The organism is Methylomagnum ishizawai (assembly GCF_900155475.1).
GTDB classification, from domain to species: Bacteria; Pseudomonadota; Gammaproteobacteria; order Methylococcales; family Methylococcaceae; genus Methylomagnum; species Methylomagnum ishizawai_A.
On record NZ_FXAM01000001.1, the window covers coordinates 4,364,857 to 4,382,881 of the forward strand.

Sequence of the window (18,025 nt, forward strand, 5' to 3'; positions counted from 1 at the left end):
CGCCGCCCTAGAATTCCACCCCCACCGACACGAACACCGACCGGCCCATGGCGGGCACGGCGGGCAATTGGTTGGGCGAATAGGGGAAGCGGGTGGCGTAGATGTACACGCCGCCCAGGGGATGGAAATAAGCCTTGTCGAGCAGGTTATCGACGCCCAGTTCCAGCTTCACCTGCTTGTACTGGTAGCCCGCCTTGAGGTTCAACAGGACATAGCCCGGCGTCACCGGCTCGTTGTAGGTCTTGGCGACGGTGGTCTTGCGGTCCACCAGTTCCAGGCCCAGGGAATTGGAAAAGCGGCCCCATTCGCTGTCGAGCGTGTGTTCCAGGGCGAGGGTCCCGTGCAGCGGCATCATGTGATAGAGGTTGACCTTGTCGGGGGCTTGGTAGCCTTCCAACGACCAGCCTTCCGCCTCGCACAGGTATTTCCCGCCGGGCGTGGCGTTGGCGTAGGGACAGGGGCGGCCCTGCCCGCCATCCTTGCCCACGCCCCGCACATAGGCCAGCGACAGGCTCAGGGCGAAGCTCCCCGCCGGGGATTCAGGCAGGAAGTTGTAGCGGCCCGAAGCATCGACGCCGTACAGGTCGGCGTAGGGGATGTTGACGAAGTGCATCCCCCGGAAGCCGTCGCGGCCGATGCTGTCCACCTGCCCCCAGATGTAATTGGCGATATGGGTGTAATAGGGCGAGACGCTGGCCGACCAGACCTTTTGCTCCGCGTCGTGCCAAGCGCCCGTGAATGAAAAGTTGTAGGCGGTCTCGGAACCGAGTTGCAAGTTGCCCTGGTAGCCATTGCCGTCCCCGAACCAATTGATCATGGATTTCTGCGAGCCGCCGGTCCAAGCGTACAACTCGTACAGGTTGGGCGCGCGCATCTTGCGGGCGAAACCCAGTTCGTAGCGGCTGGTGGCATCGGGCGTGAAGCGGGTCAAGGCCGTCACGTCGAAATTGACATTGGTCTTGGCGTGGTCGGCGGCGTTGAACTGGTCGGCCCAGAAGGCGTTGACGAAGCTGTTGTCGTAGCCATGCACCGAACCCGTGTCCATCCATACCGTGTCGTTGCGCAGCCCCAGGATGCTGGTCCAGCGTTCGTCCCAATCGGCCTCCCATTCGGCGAACAGGCCCATGCGGTTGCGTTGGCCGCCATTGACGCTGATGAAATCCTGGGGATAAAAATCGTCGCCCGGCCACCAATCGTCGAGGGTCTGGCGGAAGAATTCGTTGCCGACATGCAGGGTATGCCGGGCGGCGAGGTCGATATGGGCGCGCAGCCGGTAGCCCAGGTCGGTGCCGTCGGATTCCATGGGCATGGTGGCCCCCTTGCGGTTGGGCAGGGCGTCCATGGTGTGCCAGGTCTGGTGGTAATAAAACTTACTGTCCAAACGGCCCCAGGCGAAGTCGTTCTCGTAGTTCAGTCCCCCCAGGATGGCGTCGTTCCTGACCATGTCCATGCGCTGGTTGGGAAAGCCCTGGTAAGGCAGGTGTTGCCCCGAGAGATCGGCGGTCCATAGCCCGCTGGCGGTCTTGAGGGCACCGCGCAGGCTGTGGTTGGTGGTCTCGAACTGCGAGGGGACGACCTGCGGGCCGTCGTCGCCGGTGTTGTAGCTCCGCGCCCGGTTCCAAGAACCGTTGTATTCCAATCGGGCGTCGGTGGTGGCGTAGGCCGTGCTGGCGTTCACGCCCACGTTGTCGTTGATGCTGCGGTAGAAGCTGCCGAATTTGGAGGCGGTCAAGGTGCCTTGTTCCGCCGAGGCGAACTCGGGAGCCAGGGGATCGACGCTGATGGTGCCGCCCACCGAATCCCCGCCTTGGCTGACCGGGGTGATGCCCGCCATCACCGTGGCCTTGCCCACCGCCGCGGGAGCCACATAGGACAGGGCCGGGTTCATGTGGTTGCTGCACGCCGAACTGATGTTCATGCCGTTGACCACCACCTTGACCCGGTCGTCGGCCAAGCCATGCACGGTGGGCAGGCTGGACACCCCGCCCCCGGTGGCGAGGCTGACGCCGGGAATATTCTTGAACAGCCCGGCGGTGTCGTTGCCGGTGGCCTGCCCGCTGGCGAGACCGGCGGCATCCAGGGTGCTGGCCCCGAGGATTTCCGCTTCCGCCCGGCCCGATACCGTGATTTCGTCCAACTCCACCACATCGTCCGCCGCGAAGATACCGGCGGACCCGGCCAAGAGCGCCAAACCACCCAGCGCCCTCAACCCCAAGATCATTTTGCTTTCGTAGGCGTTACACACGCTGCCACTCCGTGCTGGTAATGCGGGAATCCGCCGGGCGCGATTGCCCGAAAAACCCCTGGGTAGGGCAATAATCGTGCTAAACGCGGCATGTCCCGCCCGGTAGGCCCGCAAAGCCCAGGGGCGGACCAGAACCTATGGGATATCACACATCCTCCCCAGCGATGGGCGGGCGGGCGGCAACCTCACCGCACAGCCCGCAACCTCTGGCCCCGGAATCCGGCCCAGGGCGGTCCGGGTCCATGGCTCAATATTTGCTCGGCCCTGTCACCCTTCGCCACACTGGCGACACTCCCGGTCCAAGACAAGCATCGCCCCATGATCCGCATACCGATATCCCCATTCCCCGCCCTGTTGCTCACGACCGCCCTGGTCCCGGCCCAGGCGGAAGAGACACTGAAACAAGCCTTGGAACAACAGCTGAAAGCCAACCAGGCCACCGCCACCGCCCAAGCCGCCATCGACCAACTCGGCGAGCAAACCCGGAAGATGCTCGACGAATACCGGGAAGCCCTGCGCAAAACCGAGGCGATCACCGCCTACAACGCCCATCTGCGGCGGCTGGTCGAATCCCAGGAAGAAGAAAAACGCTCGCTGCAAAAACAACTGGACGGCATCGAAGACATCCGCCGCGACCTCGTGCCCCTGATGCTGCGGATGGTGGAGGCGCTGGACCGCTTCGTCCAACTGGACCGGCCCTTCCTGGCCGGGGAGCGGGCGCGGCGGATGGCCGAATTGAAAAGCCTGATGGACCGGGCCGATGTGGACGACGCCGAGAAATTCCGCCGGGTGCTGGACGCCTACCAACTCGAAAACCAATATGGCAAGACCACCGAAGCCTACCGGGCCGAGTTCAAGCCGGGTGCCGCCCCGGCCCGCATGGTGGATTTCCTGCGGGTCGGACGGGTGGCTCTGCTCTACCAAAGCCTGGACGGCGGCGAGACCGGCGTCTGGGACGCACGCGCCCAACGCTGGCAAGTCCTGCCCAGGGAATACAACAAACCCGTGGGACTAGCCCTGGCCGTCGCCCGCAAGGAAAGCGCCCCGGAATTCCTGCCCATCGCCGTCGAAACCCCGGAGGCCGTCCGATGAAGCCGCTACGCACCTTGGCGCTGATGGCGCTGCTCGGCGGCTGGACCGGCCCGGCCGCGGCGGGCGAATTGGACGATCTGGTACGCCAGGTCCAACAATCCCAGGCCCGCGAAGCCCAGGCCGACCAAGACCGCAAGGCCCGGTTCCTGGCCGATAAGAACCAGCAGCAAAAACTGCTGAAGGACACCCAGGCGGCGCTGGCCCAGGCCGAAGCCGAGGGCAAAGCCCTGCGCGAAGCCTTCGCCGCCAACGAGGCGCGGATCAAGGCGATGGGCCTGGAACTCAAAACCAAGGGCGGCGAGCTGAACCAATTGTTCGGCACCGTCCGCGAGTTTTCCGGCAAGTTCAAATCCGACCTCGCCGAATCCCTGATCTCGGCCCAATATCCAGGCCGCGCCGCCGCCCTGGAACCCCTGGTGCTGGGCAAGGAGATTCCCGGCCTGACCCAACTGGAAGGGCTATGGCTCGGCGTCCTCCAGGAAATGAACGAATCCGGCAAGGTGGTCGCCTATACCGGCCTCTTCACCGACGCGGCGGGCGGCGAACGGACGGGCACCATCCGCCGGATCGGTCCTTTCACGGCGGTGGCCGGGGGCAAATACCTGCGCTATGTTCCCGACTACGGCAAATTGGTCGAACCACAGCGCCAGCCGGAACGCGACTCTCTGGCACTGGCGACAAACCTGGAACACGCGGACGGCGGCCCGGTCTTGGCGGCGGTCGATCCTTCCAGGGGAGTGCTGCTGGACCTCGCCGCCCAGGTGCCCCAAGGGCTGGGCTGGCTCCCCAAGAGCCTGCGCGGCCTGTTGAACAACGAGGTCGATCTGGTCATCTTCGGTGTCCTGCTATTGGCGAGCGTGTGGGCGCTGGCGGTGGCGGTCGAGCGCTGGCTGTTCTTCAAGCGGGTCGATGTGGCCGCCTATCCCAAGGCTTCGGTCTTGCAAACCGAACTCACCCGCCACATGACCGTGATCGGCACCGTCGCCGCCAACGCCCCCTATGTCGGGCTGCTCGGCACGGTGCTGGGCATCATGATGACCTTCCACCGCATGGGCACGGAGAAAAGCAGCATGGACGTGCATAGCATCATGCTCGGCCTCAGCACCGCCTTGAAAGCCACCGCCATCGGCCTATTGGTGGCCATTCCCTGTGTGGTGCTGAACAACGCGCTGCGCCGCCGCATCCGCGAATTGATGGCCGCCCACGAGGTGCGCCATGGATGACCGCGATTTCGACCAGATCAACGTCATCCCGCTGGTGGATGTCATGCTGGTACTGCTGGTGATCGTGCTGACCACGGCCACTTTCATCGCCACCGGGGAAGTGCCGGTGGATTTGGCCGAGGCCCGGCAGGTCGAGCAACCCAGCCTGGAAACGCCCCTGATCCTCAGCCTCAAAGCCGACGGCACGCTCTACCTGGGCAAGACCCAAATCTTCCTGGACGGCCTGGGCGAGACCTTGGCCCCCTATCCCAAAAGCAAACAGGTCGTCATCAGCGCCGACAGCGCCATCGTCCTGGAAAAATTCGTGCGGGTGGTGGACGAGGTCAAGCGCAACGGCTTCCCCCGCGTCAGCCTGCAAGTCGAACACACCGGGCCGGGGGCATGACCGACGGCCAAAGATATCTGCGGGGATTCGCGCTATCGCTGCTGGCGCATGGCCTGTTGGCGGGATTGGCGCTGTGGTGGTTCTGGCACCGGCCCGCTCCGGAACCCGAACCGGAGCCGCCGCGCTGGGAAGTCAGCCTGATGCCCCCCGCCGAGGAAGCGCCACCGCCCGCCGCAGCAAGCCCACCCCCACCGCCGGAGTTCGCCGCCGAACCCGCCCCGGCCATGCCGCCCGAACCCCAGGCCACGCCCCCCATGGCGCTGCCCGGCGGGAGCGGCGCACCCCGCTTCGACATCCCCAAACTGGGTCCGGCCATGGACTATCAGGGACTCGCCATGCCGAACCCGGCGGGCACCCAGGGAGCCACAGGCGGGGCGGCCCCGCCCACCGCGCCCGGCACCCGGACGGCCCCCGGTTTCGACGCCGGGGACAGCCCGCCCACCCCCATCGTGCGGGTGCCGCCCACCTATCCGCTGGAAGCGCGGCGCAAAAAAATCGAGGGCTGGGTGCGGGTGGAACTGACCGTACTGGAAGATGGCACGGTGGTGGACGCCCAAGTGAAAAAGGCCAACCCGGTCGGCGTCTTCGAGCCAGCCGCCCTGGCGGCGGTGGCGCAATGGCGGTTCCGGCCCGCCATGGAGAACGGCAAGGCGGTGCGCCGCCGGGCGGGGCAGACCTTGAAATTCGAGCTGAACCAATAATATGAGACGCGCCTTGTTGCTGCTCGCGCTGGTTCCGGGTCTGGCCTGGACCGAACCCGGAGACCCCCACGCCCACCACCACGCCGAACCCGCCGCCGCGCCCACGGTTCCCCCGGAAACCTACCGGGAATTCCAGGCCATCGAGTCCCTGGTCGCCCAATCGGCCTACGCCGAGGCGGAGCGCAAAATCCAGACGCTCCTGCCCGGACTCAAGGCCAATCCCGCCGCCCTGGCCTTGCTGCTGCGCAACCTCGCCAACCTCCACGGGATGCAACAGCACTACGCGCCCGCGGCGGACGCCCTGCGCCGCGCCCTGGATACCCAAGCCCTGGCCCCCGCCGAAGCCACCCAGGCCTGGTTGGAACTGGGGCAATACGAATTCGCGGCAGAACGCTACGACCCGGCCGCCCAGGCGCTTTCGGCCTGGCTGGAACGGACGCCCGACCCATCCCCGGAACCTTGCCTCTTGCTCGCCGAAACCCAGGCCAAGCTCGGGCGATACGCCGCAGCGGCCCGCTTGGCCGAACTCGCCATCGCCCGCTCGCCCCAGCCGAAGCCGGAGTGGTACCGCTTCCAGGTGGCCCTCTACCACGCCGCCCACGATCTCGGCGCTTGCGCCAGGGCGCTGTCCGCCCTGATCGACCGCGAACCCGGCAATCCCCTGAATTGGAACCAGTTGATCGGCGTCTACCAGGAAGCCGGGCAGGAAGGCGAAGCCCTGGCCGTGCGGCAATTGATGTACAAGCTCGGGATGCTGGAATCGTCCACCGACATCGTGCAACTGGCCCAGGCGTTGCGCCACCGGGGGTTGCACAGCCGGGCCGCGGAATTGTTGCAGGAGGAAATCGGACGGGACCGGGTGGAGGCCGATGCCGCCCACCTGGAACTCCTAGCCGAGAGTTGGACCCAGGCCCACGAATTACGCAAAGCCGTCGCGGTCCTGGAGCGGGCCGCGGCTTTGGCCGATGGCGGCGAGGTCCGCTACCGGCTGGGCCAGACCTACAGCGAGTTGCGCGACTGGCCCAAGGCGCGGCAAGCCCTGGAACTCGCCTTGGCCCGTGGCGGACTCAAGCATCCGGGCGGCGCCCGGTTGTTGCTGGGCATGGCCTACTACCGGCTCGACCGCAAGGATTTGGCCCGCGCCGCCTTCCTGGAGGCGCGGACCGAGCCTGGCTTCCGCGCCACGGCGGAACAATGGTTGAAACACCTCGACCGGGACGCCCAGCGCGACAGCCACTGAACGCGGCTTGTTCAGGGCTTGAGATTGCGCCTCAGGGCGTCGATGGCCGCCGCGCTTTTCTCCAGCAAGGCCCGCATCCATTCCGGCGGCGCGTCGGCGGCGTGGTCGTGTCCACCGTGATCGTGGCCTTCGTGGGCCGTTCCGTGGCCCATATGCCCCTCATCGTGCCCGGCTTGATGCCCGCCGGGACCATGGTCGTGGAGTGCGGCCAGGGGATTCAGCACCGGCGGGGCGGCGGGTTGGTCATGCACCAGGAACGTCCCCTGCCGCATCCCCATCCAGCAACTCCAAGGCACCATTCCGGTTTGGTTGGGGGTGAACTCGATGATGTTCTCGCCGGGATGCACGTCGAACTCCAGCCCCAGGCCCGGCACCACGATGCGGTGGTTGCAATAGTCCAAGACCTCGCCCTGGATGATCCAGCGCACCGGCACGCCCTTGCGCAGGGTGAATTGGCTGGGCACGAAGCCCTCCCGGTTCACCGCCATGCGGATCACCTGCGCCGCCTCCGCCATCGCCGGAGCCTCGGCGACACTCCGTTCGCCCGGCCACCAGTGGGCCACCAGGGCGTGGAAATCATGGCCTTGCCCCGTCATGGCGAGGCCGCGGTTGAGCATGATGGCCCCCAGGCCGATCACGATCACCCCGGAAGCCTTGACGATCTTGGGCGCGAACTGTTTCGACAGGGCGCTGGCGAGCAAGCCGAAGCCCATCATCATCGGCAAAGTGCCAAGGCCGAACACGAACAGCATCTTGGCCCCGTCCAAGGGGCTGCCGGTCCCCGCCGCCATGATGTACATGGCCTGCAAAGGGCCGCAAATAATCATCAAGCCATTCAAAAGGCCGATGACGAAGGGATTGCTGTTCTGCCGGTAGGCCTGCCCCAGGTGGCGCATCACGAAGCCCGGCACCTTGATGCGAAAGCGACTGAGCGAAGGAAACAGGTTCAAGGTCGCCAGCCCGAACACCAGCAGGAAAATCCCCGCCGCGATCCCCGCCACCCCGCGCATGAACGGCGTGAAGGTCACCACCGCCCCCAAGGCCCCGAACAACCCGCCGATCACGGTATAGGACAGGGTCTTGCCCAGGCCGTAGTAGAGATGGGTGAGGTATTTGGAACCGCCGCCCGCCGCCGCCTTGACCGTATAGCCCACCACCAGGGCGCCGCACATCCCGACGCAATGGAAGCCGGTGAAAATCCCCGCGACGAACAGCAGGGCATAGCTCAATTGCTCCCCGGCCATGGGCAGGTCGGGATGGCCGCCGAGCAAGGCGTCGAGGTTGAGCAGCACCACGATGCCGACCAGGATCGACAGGATCGAAACGGCGCGGTAGAGCGCGGCACGCAAGGCGGTCCAGCGCGGGATTTTGGGGTGGCTTGGGGACATCTGGGTGTCGGGGCTCGTACTCATGGAACCTCAAGGGAGTCGGGATTGGGCCGCGCCGCGGCCGCCTGGCAAAACCGGGCCGGGACGCGACGCCATAGCGGTGGGTTGTCTTTTTTATTGTATACAAGCGGCCCGGTTCGGCGGGGCTATCGATTGGGACGGCCCCCGGTTCCGCGGGAGTCTTGGTGCGAACGGCCCGGTCCGGTTCCGCGGGCCTAAGGGCAGAGCATGATATATGCCTGGATTCGTGGATCGCTATGCCACCACCACGGACAGCGGGCGGCGGGATGGGGTGCGTCATATCACGCAGGGGCTATGGGCTTTGCCCCGACCTACCCCCATGGGATTCCCTGTGGTTCCGGCCCGGTCCCCTGGAAAATAAGTGCTTCCCGATATGGCACGAAGCTTGTAGATAAGGCGCAATGCTTTATTTCCCCTATTTCAACAGTTTGATGAGGTTATCGATATGGCAACCACCAAAGCCCTGGCCATCGCCCAGCAAACCGATTCCGCCACGCTCTTGTTAGGCACGGGCTTGGCGTTCGCTTCCCTCATCCTGTTGCCGGCCTTCGCCACCCGCCTGGGGCTGGACGCGGTCCTGACCGGGGCCGTGCGCATCGCCCTGATGCGGGCTTCCAGCCGGGTGGTCAGCAACAAAAACCAGGGCGACGCCGTCCCGGCCAGTTTCGATTGCCACTGACCCCCGGACCCAAGGTTCTGCGGCGGTTTCCCCCCATCGCCGCCGCGAAGACACGCCTCCCTCGGGAGGCGTGTTTTTTATGGCCCGGATTTTCTCCCACAGCCCCGTAGCGGCTATGCTTGCACACACCATATCCAACGAGACCGGAACCATGAGCGATACTCCCTACGCCTGCGACCTCTGCCAATTGCCCGTGGAAACCCAGGGCTACGAAGTCTTCACCGTCCAGGGCAGGAAACGCTTCTGCTGCGAAGGCTGCCTGGGCATCTACCGGATGCTGCACGAGTCCGAAATCGTGGACGAGCCGCCCGCGGCCCCCGCCGCCTGATTGCCGCCCGCGTTCGCTGGCTCCTATAATCGCCCGCCAACGTATCCGGCCACCCGATGGTGGCCGGTCCCGACCCTCCACCCCTAGCTTATACAGAGGGACACCATGGCACATGTACATGGAGCGGCCAAAACCGCCAAAACCGCCGTCGATCACGCCGCGATGGGTCATGGCACCCAGCGCATGGCCGGGATGATGGACCACGCCGGACACATGATGGATCATGCCGGACACAGGATGGCGAGTCTGCCCCAAGCGACCGCCACCATCGCCACGGGAGCCGCCATGGCCGGCGGTGCCGTGGCCGCGACGACAACACAATCCGGGAGCAGTTTCATGAGCATTTTGGCCAAGCATCCTTTGGTGGTTTTCGGCCTAGGCGTGGCCGCGGGCTATTTCGCGCACAAGTACCGCAAGGAAATCATCGCCACCGCCCTGAAGGCCACCGAACAGGGCAAGGATTTCGTCCTGCACCAGAAGGAAAACCTGGAAGACCTGGTGGCCGAGTGCCACGAACACCAGGACGACGCCGCCGGACCGGTGGCGGACTGAGTCCACCCCCGACCTTCCTCCCATCGATCCCTAGCCGCCCCGTCCGCCATGTCGATCCAACAACACGTCGTACTCCGCCACCGTTCGGAAGGCCATCTGCGCTTCGACCTCCCCGAATCCCTGCGCACCCCCGACGCCGGCGGGCATATCCTCGCCGGCCTTGAGTCCATCGAGGGGATTTACCGGGTCGAGCTGCGCGAGCGCCAGGGGAAGCTATCGATCCGCTACCTCGCCACGGTCTGCGATTTCGCCGCCGTGGTGCGGAAGCTCCACGCCCTGATCGGCGAATGGGCCGGAAAACCCGCCGAACCCGCCTGCTGCGCGACCCGCGCCACCGCCGAACGCGCCGTGCAAGCCCGTCCCGCCGAAGGCTCCGCCCTCAAGCGCTGGTTCCGACAAAAAGCCCAGGAGGCCCAGGAAACCACCCAAGCCCTGGGCATCCTGGCCCAGGCCGGGCTGAAGGCCATGAACCGCCGCCCGCGCTGGGTGACGGAATTCATGAACGACCTCCTGATGCTCTACCTCATCAAAATCCATTGGCACCATATCCTCTACCTGTGGCTGCCGAATCCCTGGCGCTACCGCTACGAGTGGATGGCGACCTTCTACCTGATCTATCTCTCGGTCCAAGCCAAGCTGCCCAAGCCCACCTAATCCAACAGAGGGACTCCCCATGGCCGTCGCCAGTGCCGAGCCGGTCGGTTTCCAGCCCCGGCATTACCACATCGAACACGCCTTGCGGCGGCGGGTGCGCATTCTGGTTCCCGCACTCCGCAAGGACTTCGAGCGCAGCTATATCCTCGACATCCTGCTGCGCAAGCGTCCCGGCGTGAGGGAAGTCCGCACCGTGCCCGAGATCGGCTCGGTGGTGGTCCATTTCGACCCGGCCCGTTTGCCCAAGATCAACCTGCTGGCCTTGCTGGACGCGGTAATTCCCAATCTGGGCCAAGGCCAGCCGCGCCCCGATGCCGACTTCGGCACCGAAGCCTCTGGCGAGGTGAAGGAAGTCAGCTTCGCCGTGGAGGGCATGACCTGCGCTTCCTGCGCCTTGCTGATCGAGATTTCGCTGCGGCGCGACCCGCGCATCCGCGACGCCCGCGTCAATCTGGCCACGCAATCCGCCCTGGTGCGCGGTGCCCTGCCCAAGGAGGAGGTCTACGCCTCGGTCGAACGCCTGGGCTATCGCCCCTTGCCGATGGATACCGTGGCCCAGCGCAAGCTGTTGATGGAGCGGGAACGCCAACATCTGGCCGAGGCCAAGCGCAAAGCCGTGTGGGCGGTGGTCTTGAGCGCCCCCGTCACCGCCATCGCCATGTTGGAACCCATGGGCGCGTTCTGGCGCTGGGCGCAGTTCATCCTCAGTACGCCGGTGGTGTTCTGGGCCGGGAAAGCCTTCTTCACCAAAGCCTTGAAGCTCGCCAAGCAGCGCAAGGCCAATATGGACAGCCTGATCGTCTTGGGCGTGGGCGCGGCCTACGCCTACAGCATGGCCTCGATCTTCTTCCAGCGGCCTTATCTCTATTTCGACGCGGCGGCGGGCATCATCTGTTTCGTATTGATCGGGCGCTATCTGGAGGAAAAAGCCAAGGGCCGCGCCCACGAAGCCATCCGCCGCTTGCTCGATCTGCAACCCGCCACCGCCAACCTCGTCCGCGAAGACGGCGAAATCGTCACCGTCCCGGTCGATGATCTGCAACCCGGCGCTATCATCCTGATCCGGCCCGGCGAGAAGATTCCCACCGATGGCTTGGTGATCGACGGGCTTTCCACCGTGGACGAAGCCATGCTGACCGGCGAAAGCCTGCCGGTGGTGAAGGAAGCCGGCCATCCCGTCACTGGCGGTTGCGTCAACGGCAACGGGGCGCTGAAAGTACGGGTGGACGCGGTCGGCGCGGATACCGTGCTGGCGGGCATCATCCACATGGTGGAACAGGCGCAGTCGTCCAAGCTGCCGATCCAAAAGCTGGTGGACCAGATTTCCGGGGTGTTCGTGCCGGGCGTGATGGGGATTGGCGCGTTGACCTTCGCCGGTTGGATGCTGGCGGGCGCGGGCTTCACCACGGCCTTCGCCAATGCCATCACCGTGTTGTTGATCGCCTGCCCCTGCGCCTTGGGGCTGGCGACGCCCGCCGCCATCATGGTCGGCACCGGGCAGGCGGCCAAGCGCGGCATCTACATCCGCAACGGCGAGAGCCTGGAAACCGCCACCCACCTCACCACCATCATCTTCGACAAGACCGGCACCATCACCGAAGGCAAGCCCTACGTCACCGATTTCCGCAATGGCTCGGAACTGGACGAAGGCGAACTACTGGGATTGATCGCCGCGGCGGAATCGCAATCCGAGCATTTCCTGGCCAAGGCCGTGGTGGCCTACGCCAAGGAATTGGGCGGGGCCGTGTTCCAAACCGAAAGCTTCGCCGCCATTCCGGGCCGGGGCGTGGAGGCGCGGGTCGCGGGCCGGGATTTGCTGGTCGGCAACCGCGCCTGGATGGAAGAATCCGGCATCGACCTCGACGAACTGCAAGGCCGCGCCTCGACCCTGGCCGAGCAAGGCAAAACCCCGGTGTTCGTCGCCCTGGACGGCCAAGCGGCGGCGCTGTTCGGCATCGCCGACCGGCCCCGCGCCGACGCCGGGGCGGCCATCGCCCGTTTGCACAAGCTGGGGGTCAAGACCCTGATGGTGACGGGCGACACCGAAGCCACGGCCCGCTATGTGGCCGGGCAAGTCGGCATCGACGCCGTCATCGCCCACGCCCGCCCCGAGCGCAAGCTGGAAATCGTCAACGAACTCAAGCTCCAGGGCGCGAAGGTCGGCATGATCGGCGACGGCATCAACGATGCCCCCGCCCTCGCCGCCGCCGATGTCGGTTTCGCCATCGGCACCGGCACCGATGTCGCCATCGAAACCGCCGACCTCACCCTGGTCAACGGCGATATCACCAAGGTCGCCGACGCCATGGAACTGAGCGGCTTCACCATCAAGGTCATCAAGCAGAACCTATTCTGGGCCTTCGGCTACAACACCTTGTCGATCCCGGTCGCGGCCTTTGGCCGGCTCAATCCCATGGTGGCCTCGCTGGCGATGGCACTGAGTTCGGTGTCGGTGGTGATGAATTCCTTGCGCTTGCAGAACAAATAACCCCCATGAAGCGCGTCATCGTCTTCCTCGATTACAGCAACTTCCACCTGTCGCTCTGCAATTTCAGCGGCGGCGAATTCCCCGACCGCAAGCGCTTCGATTTCAGCGGCTTCGTGCAGGCCATCACCGCTGGGATGGACCTCATCAAGGTCTATTTCGTCTGTTCCAGTTCCAGCAGTACCGGCGGCGGGCTACAGCGCTTCTACGATTGGCTGGACGGGCAGGAATATTTCTATGTGAAGCAGTTCGAGCGCCGGGCCAACGACCAGGGCGAACACCGGGAAAAGCAGGTGGATGTGTATCTGGCCTGCCAGGTGGTGGCCCTGGCCTACGAGAACGCCTACGACATCGCCATCATCGTCAGCGGCGACGAGGACTACGTCCCGGCCATCGAGATCGTGCAGCAGAAGGGGAAGATCGTGACCGTGGTGTCGTCGTCGGTGATGCTGAGCGACCAGCTGCGGCGCAAGGCGGACAAGGTGGTGCTGATCGACGGGGAGGGGCTGGATTGCCAGCGGTTTTTTTCTTGATCCCATCCAAGGACGGAATACGCCGGATTACCGGCTATCCCGCCCTTGGTCCTAGGATGACCTTGGGGCTTGCGTCGCTGGCGGGCGATCATTCACCACATAGGGTGGGTCCGCCGCAACGGCTGGGCACGCTTTCCTTGCATTTTTCATAATAGGCTTGGCAAGCCGCGGCACCGTTATTGTCCACGCATACCTTGTTTTCCCTGTCGCAACCCGCCGATAGCTTTTTCAGGCAGGTTTCGCACTTGGCTTCGTCCTTGGCCAACAGCAGGCGCGTATCGAATCCCGCCAAGGGATCATCGCCCGCGAAGGCGGAGGATGTCGGCACCGCCAATGCCAAGAACAACCCAAGCGCGGTCAGCGTATTCCTGAACTGCATTGGATTTACCCCGCGATCTTGGTGGGCTTGGGTTTGCGTTTGGGTTTACCTTTGCTTTCCTTTCTCGGGCTGTTGCCCTTCATCTGCGCGTTCATGGTTCGCTTCCTGTTCGAATAGGCGAAAATCCGCCCGTCCCTATGATGCGCTTAATCGTCGATGGGAGAAATAGGCTTGGCGGACGGATAGCCCCGCCGGAAACCGCCGCACCCCTATCCGGCCCACCGGGCCTTAGAACGGCACCACCTTCCGCCGCGCTCCATACAACCGCGCATAGACCCCATTCCTTGCCATCAACGCCTCATGGCTCCCCTCCTCCGCGATCCTTCCCTCCTCGAACACGAACATCCGATCCGCATGGCGGATGGCGCTGAGCCGGTGGGCCACGATCAAGGTGGTGCGGTGTTGCAGGAATTCGTCCAGGGCGTCGTATAAACGGGCCTCGGTCACGTTGTCCACCGCCGAAGTCGCCTCGTCCAGAATCACCACCTTGGGATCGGCCAGCACCATCCGGGCGATGGCGAGGCGTTGGCGCTGCCCGCCCGACAAACGCATCCCGGCCCGCCCCACCACGGTATCCAAACCGGCGGGCGCGGCCTCGATGGTGTCCCGCAACTGGGCGATTGCCAAGGCCCGCCATAGCGCCGCGTCGTCGGCATCGCGCCCCAGGGTGAGATTGGCCCGCACCGTGTCGTTGAACAGCACCGGATGCTGCAACACCGTCACCACATGCTCGCGCACCACGTCCATGCCGATGCGCTCGATAGGCTCGCCGTCGTAGAAAATCCGCCCCCCGGTCGCCGGATACAGCCCGATCAAGACCTGCACCAAGGTCGATTTGCCGCCACCGCTGGCCCCGATCAAGGCGATTTTCTGGCCCGGCGCGATATCCATGTCGATGCCCTTCAACACCTCCGCGCCGTTGGGATAGGCGAAGCGCAAACCGCGAATCCGCAGGCCCACCGTGTCCTTGCCTTGGAAGGGATTGGCGAGGCGGGGATATTCCGGCTCGTGCTGCAAGCCTTGCAGGCGGTCCAGCCGTTCCAGCGCGGCCTTGGCCCCGAACAGCGCGTATTGCAGCCCCAGGATTTCCTGCACCGGCGACATCATGAACCAGAGATAGCCCGACACCGCCATCATCTGCCCGACCGAAAGGTCCGAATACACCACCATGAACAAAGCCAGCCCCCGGAACAGGTCGAACCCGGCCTGGAACACCAGGAAGCTCAAACGGCTGGCGACATCGCTCTTCCAGACATAGGCGGCGGAGGTTTCCCGCACCGTGCGGGCGGCGGCGATCAAGCGTTCCAGGTAGTGATGTTCGCGGTTGCTGGCGCGGATTTGGTGGATGGCGTCCAGGGTTTCGGTGAGGGCCGACTGGAAGACGCCGATGGCCTCGTTCTCCTCGCGCTTGAGGCGCTTGACCCGCTTGCCCATGGCCTGGGCGAAGAAGATCACCACCGGATTCAACAGCAGGATGAACAAGGCCAGCCGCCAATGCATCCACATCAGCACGGCGGCGGTGCCGCACAAAGCCAACAAAGCCACCACGAAACGCGAAATCGCCCCGCCGACGAAGGTATCGAGGGTATCGAGGTCGGTGACGAGGTGGGTGACCACCGCGCCACTGCCGAGGCTCTCGTATTCGGCCATGGAAATGCGCCGCAACCGGCCAATCAAGCGGTGGCGGATACGGAACACGATGTCCTTGCCGATCAGGCTGAATTGGCGCGATTGCAGGACGTTGAACAGGGCCGCGACCAGACGCAACAGCAAGGTCGCGCCCAAGATGGCGGTGATATAGAGGGTCGGGCCATGCCACTCCTCGGGAAACAGCCGGTCCATCCAGTAAACGCAGAGGCCGGGCTTGCCAAGCAAGACCTCGTCCACCAACAAAGGCATCAACAAAGGCACCGGCACCGCCGCCAAAGCCGCGACGATGGCGACCAAATTGGCGAAGATCAAACCACGCCCATGCTCCTTGACCACACCCCGGATATAGGCCCAATCCAGGGGTTCGACATCGCCACGCGGGGCTGTCATCGCTTTTCGTCCTCCTGTGCAAAACGTAGCCGGAGTGGAATCCGGGCTAAGGATCAAGCCTCAATCCAACAAGGCGGGATAAACCAAAGGCACGGCATCGGCCCTGAGCCCCTGCCCCGGCGGCGAATAACGGGCATAGGCCGCCGCCGATTTCAACGGCAGCTTGCCGACCACCTTTTCCAGATCGGCCAAACGGATACCCCGCCGCACCAAGTACACGATATAGGTATGCCGCAACACCTGGGCGTCCACGGTCTCGGGCGCGGGAAGCCCCGCATCCGCCGCCGCGAAGGCGATATGCGCCGCCAAATCCTCCGGGTCGGGCGGGGTTTCGGCATACCAGGCAGGCCGACCTTGGGTTTCCGCCAATTCGGCCTTGAGGCGCGGGGCCAAGGGCAGTTCCCGTGGCGCGGCCCCGTCCAGCCTGAGCCGGTCGCCCGCCATATCCACGGCCTCCGGTCCCAGCGCGGCGGCTTCTTCCAGCCCCACCCCCGCAAGCAACAAACCCAGCAATTGCCGCGCCCCGGTATCGGCGGCCTCGAACAGCAAAGCCACCTCGGCCAGTTCCAACTCCCGCGGGAACGGGCTTTCCAAGGCCAGGGTCCGCTCGGCCTCGGCCCGGCCCAAGGCCGGCGCGGGCGGCGGGCCTTGGCGTTGCAGCATCAGGTTCTCCGGCACCGAATACACATTGATATTCGGCATCGTCAGCGGGGCGGCGGCGGCGGGTTTCTCGCGGCGGGTCAGGAAGTCGTAGATCAACAGCACCAGCAGCGCCGTCCCCAAGCTCCCGGCGAAAGCGATACCGCTATCCCGCGCATAATCCGGCCACAGCGGCTTGACCGGCGTATAGGCCCGCTCCACCACCTGATAGCGCGGCAGCTTGTCGGTGGGCTTGGCCGCGACCTGGGCCAGCCGGGCCTGGGTGTCGCGGTAAACTTCCTCCAGGCGCTTGACCTCCTCTTCCAAAGCCTCCTGCTCGGCGAAGCGGGCGGTGAATTCGCTCACCTCCGCCTTATGTTCCTCGATCTGTTTGCGGATGGCCCGCACCGATTGCGCCGCCGAAACATAAGCCTGCTTGGCCTCGCTCAAAGCTTCGTCGCGACCCCGCTCGACCATCTTGCGGATATCGGCTTCGGCCTGGGCCAATTGCTCCGGGATGACCTTGAGATTGGCCTGCATCTTGATGTATTGCGGGGTGTATTTGCGCTCCAAATCCTTGACTTGCTCGCGCAGGAGGTGGGCGCTGAACTGCAATTGCGCCAGCCCGGCCTCGTCGCGGGGCGGCACCACCGGCTCGCCCTTGGCGATGGCGGCCTGCACGGCATCGAGCTTGGCCTGGGTCTGGACTTCCTCGTCGCTGGCCTTGTTGAGGGCGGCGGTCAGGCCGTTGAGGCGGGCGATGGCTTGGTTCTCGGCGTCGTTCTTGGACAGGATGCCGTGCTTGGCGCGGAATTGGTCCAATTGGCGGTGCTTGGCCGCGATCTGCTCGGCGAGGCGCTGGGCCTCCTCGTCCAGCACCGAGGAGGTCTGGGTCTTCTGTTCGCGCAGGGCTTGCTCGCGGAACGCGCCATAGGCTTCCAGCCAGGCGTTGACGACCGGGGCCAAGATTTCGGGTTTCGCGCCCTGGGCGCTGAGCCGCAGCACATTGGTATCGGCCACCGGCTCCACTTGGAGCATCCCGCGCACTTCGTCCAAGCCCAACTTGAGGTCGGGCGCGGCTTGGCGCAGGCGCTCCAAAGCCGCCTGCAACAGGGCGACATCCAGCAAGGTCTGGCGCTGCACGGCGATTTGCTGGACATCGATCCTGGAGGTTTCGTCGATGGCGTTGGGCGCGACGGTCAGCACCGAGGCGGTGCTTTGGTACACCGGCTCCCGCGACCAGACATAGCCCAGGCTGGCCGCGAGCGAGACCACGAACACGCCGCCGAACAGCCAGGGGCGGCGGCGGTTGGGCGGCTGGGGCGGTTCGATCAAGGGTGGATTGGGGAAGAATTCGATATTGGGCGGTGAGGCTGGCATGGGGCTTCCTGGGCAGCGATGGGGTGGGGTTCCGGGATTTACCTTACCCGGCCTGCGACGC

Annotated in this window: 16 protein-coding genes; 11 read left to right on the top strand and 5 right to left on the bottom strand. The window is 65.0% G+C overall.

The window, feature by feature from the left end; translation table 11 throughout:
- Positions 1–7: 7 nt before the first annotated feature.
- Positions 8–2,221, bottom strand: coding sequence for a TonB-dependent receptor (locus tag B9N93_RS19640; RefSeq protein WP_125469076.1), 2,214 nt, complete (start codon positions 2,219–2,221; stop codon positions 8–10).
- 342 nt (positions 2,222–2,563) lie between these two features.
- Here B9N93_RS19640 and B9N93_RS19645 point away from each other — a divergent pair, with 342 nt between their 5' ends.
- From B9N93_RS19645 to B9N93_RS19665, 5 genes are read left to right on the top strand one after another with little or no spacing between them, the layout of a single operon-like run.
- Positions 2,564–3,337, top strand: a complete 774-nt coding sequence (locus B9N93_RS19645) for a DUF3450 domain-containing protein (protein ID WP_176225340.1) — start codon at positions 2,564–2,566, stop codon at positions 3,335–3,337.
- Positions 3,334–4,560 (top strand): TonB-system energizer ExbB, encoded by a 1,227-nt coding sequence (exbB, locus tag B9N93_RS19650; RefSeq protein WP_085215902.1) that lies wholly within the window; start codon positions 3,334–3,336, stop codon positions 4,558–4,560. Before B9N93_RS19645 ends, exbB begins: the two co-directional genes overlap by 4 nt.
- Complete coding sequence (locus tag B9N93_RS19655; protein WP_085215903.1) at positions 4,553–4,945, top strand: biopolymer transporter ExbD; 393 nt, start codon at positions 4,553–4,555, stop codon at positions 4,943–4,945. Before exbB ends, B9N93_RS19655 begins: the two co-directional genes overlap by 8 nt.
- Positions 4,942–5,646 (top strand): energy transducer TonB, encoded by a 705-nt coding sequence (locus B9N93_RS19660; RefSeq protein ID WP_085215904.1) that lies wholly within the window; start codon positions 4,942–4,944, stop codon positions 5,644–5,646. Before B9N93_RS19655 ends, B9N93_RS19660 begins: the two co-directional genes overlap by 4 nt.
- Before the next feature lies 1 nt (position 5,647).
- Positions 5,648–6,886 (top strand): tetratricopeptide repeat protein, encoded by a 1,239-nt coding sequence (locus B9N93_RS19665; RefSeq protein ID WP_085215905.1) that lies wholly within the window; start codon positions 5,648–5,650, stop codon positions 6,884–6,886.
- 11 nt (positions 6,887–6,897) lie between these two features.
- Here the strand turns inward: B9N93_RS19665 and B9N93_RS19670 are convergent, their stop codons facing one another.
- On the bottom strand, positions 6,898–8,298 hold the full coding sequence (locus tag B9N93_RS19670; RefSeq protein WP_254899443.1) for an urease accessory protein UreH domain-containing protein: 1,401 nt from the start codon (positions 8,296–8,298) through the stop codon (positions 6,898–6,900).
- A 442-nt stretch (positions 8,299–8,740) separates the two neighbouring features.
- Between B9N93_RS19670 and B9N93_RS19675 the strand changes: the two genes are divergently transcribed.
- The 6 genes from B9N93_RS19675 to B9N93_RS19700 all read left to right on the top strand — a co-directional run bounded on the left by B9N93_RS19675 (position 8,741) and on the right by B9N93_RS19700 (position 13,526).
- The gene (locus tag B9N93_RS19675) at positions 8,741–8,974 is read left to right on the top strand and encodes a hypothetical protein (RefSeq protein WP_085215907.1); all 234 of its coding nucleotides are present in this window, start codon (positions 8,741–8,743) and stop codon (positions 8,972–8,974) included.
- A 151-nt stretch (positions 8,975–9,125) separates the two neighbouring features.
- Positions 9,126–9,302 (top strand): heavy metal translocating P-type ATPase metal-binding domain-containing protein, encoded by a 177-nt coding sequence (locus tag B9N93_RS19680; protein ID WP_085215908.1) that lies wholly within the window; start codon positions 9,126–9,128, stop codon positions 9,300–9,302.
- Between the two features lie 105 nt (positions 9,303–9,407).
- Positions 9,408–9,854 (top strand): hypothetical protein, encoded by a 447-nt coding sequence (locus B9N93_RS26480; RefSeq protein ID WP_254899444.1) that lies wholly within the window; start codon positions 9,408–9,410, stop codon positions 9,852–9,854.
- 48 nt (positions 9,855–9,902) lie between these two features.
- Positions 9,903–10,508 (top strand): hypothetical protein, encoded by a 606-nt coding sequence (locus B9N93_RS25760; RefSeq protein WP_085215909.1) that lies wholly within the window; start codon positions 9,903–9,905, stop codon positions 10,506–10,508.
- A gap of 19 nt (positions 10,509–10,527) precedes the next feature.
- Entirely contained in the window at positions 10,528–12,996 is a 2,469-nt protein-coding gene (locus B9N93_RS19695; protein WP_085215910.1) for a heavy metal translocating P-type ATPase, read from the top strand.
- 5 nt (positions 12,997–13,001) lie between these two features.
- Positions 13,002–13,526: a LabA-like NYN domain-containing protein gene (locus B9N93_RS19700; protein WP_085215911.1), complete on the top strand. Its 525-nt coding sequence runs from the start codon at positions 13,002–13,004 to the stop codon at positions 13,524–13,526.
- Positions 13,527–13,614: 88 nt separating this feature from the next.
- On the opposite strand, the gene B9N93_RS19705 is transcribed toward B9N93_RS19700, so the two are convergent.
- The 3 genes from B9N93_RS19705 to B9N93_RS19715 all read right to left on the bottom strand — a co-directional run bounded on the left by B9N93_RS19705 (position 13,615) and on the right by B9N93_RS19715 (position 17,964).
- On the bottom strand, positions 13,615–13,905 hold the full coding sequence (locus tag B9N93_RS19705; protein ID WP_085215912.1) for a hypothetical protein: 291 nt from the start codon (positions 13,903–13,905) through the stop codon (positions 13,615–13,617).
- Positions 13,906–14,133: 228 nt separating this feature from the next.
- On the bottom strand, positions 14,134–15,945 hold the full coding sequence (locus B9N93_RS19710; RefSeq protein ID WP_085215913.1) for an ABC transporter ATP-binding protein: 1,812 nt from the start codon (positions 15,943–15,945) through the stop codon (positions 14,134–14,136).
- A gap of 60 nt (positions 15,946–16,005) precedes the next feature.
- Positions 16,006–17,964, bottom strand: a complete 1,959-nt coding sequence (locus tag B9N93_RS19715; protein ID WP_085215914.1) for a GumC family protein — start codon at positions 17,962–17,964, stop codon at positions 16,006–16,008.
- Positions 17,965–18,025 lie beyond the last annotated feature (61 nt).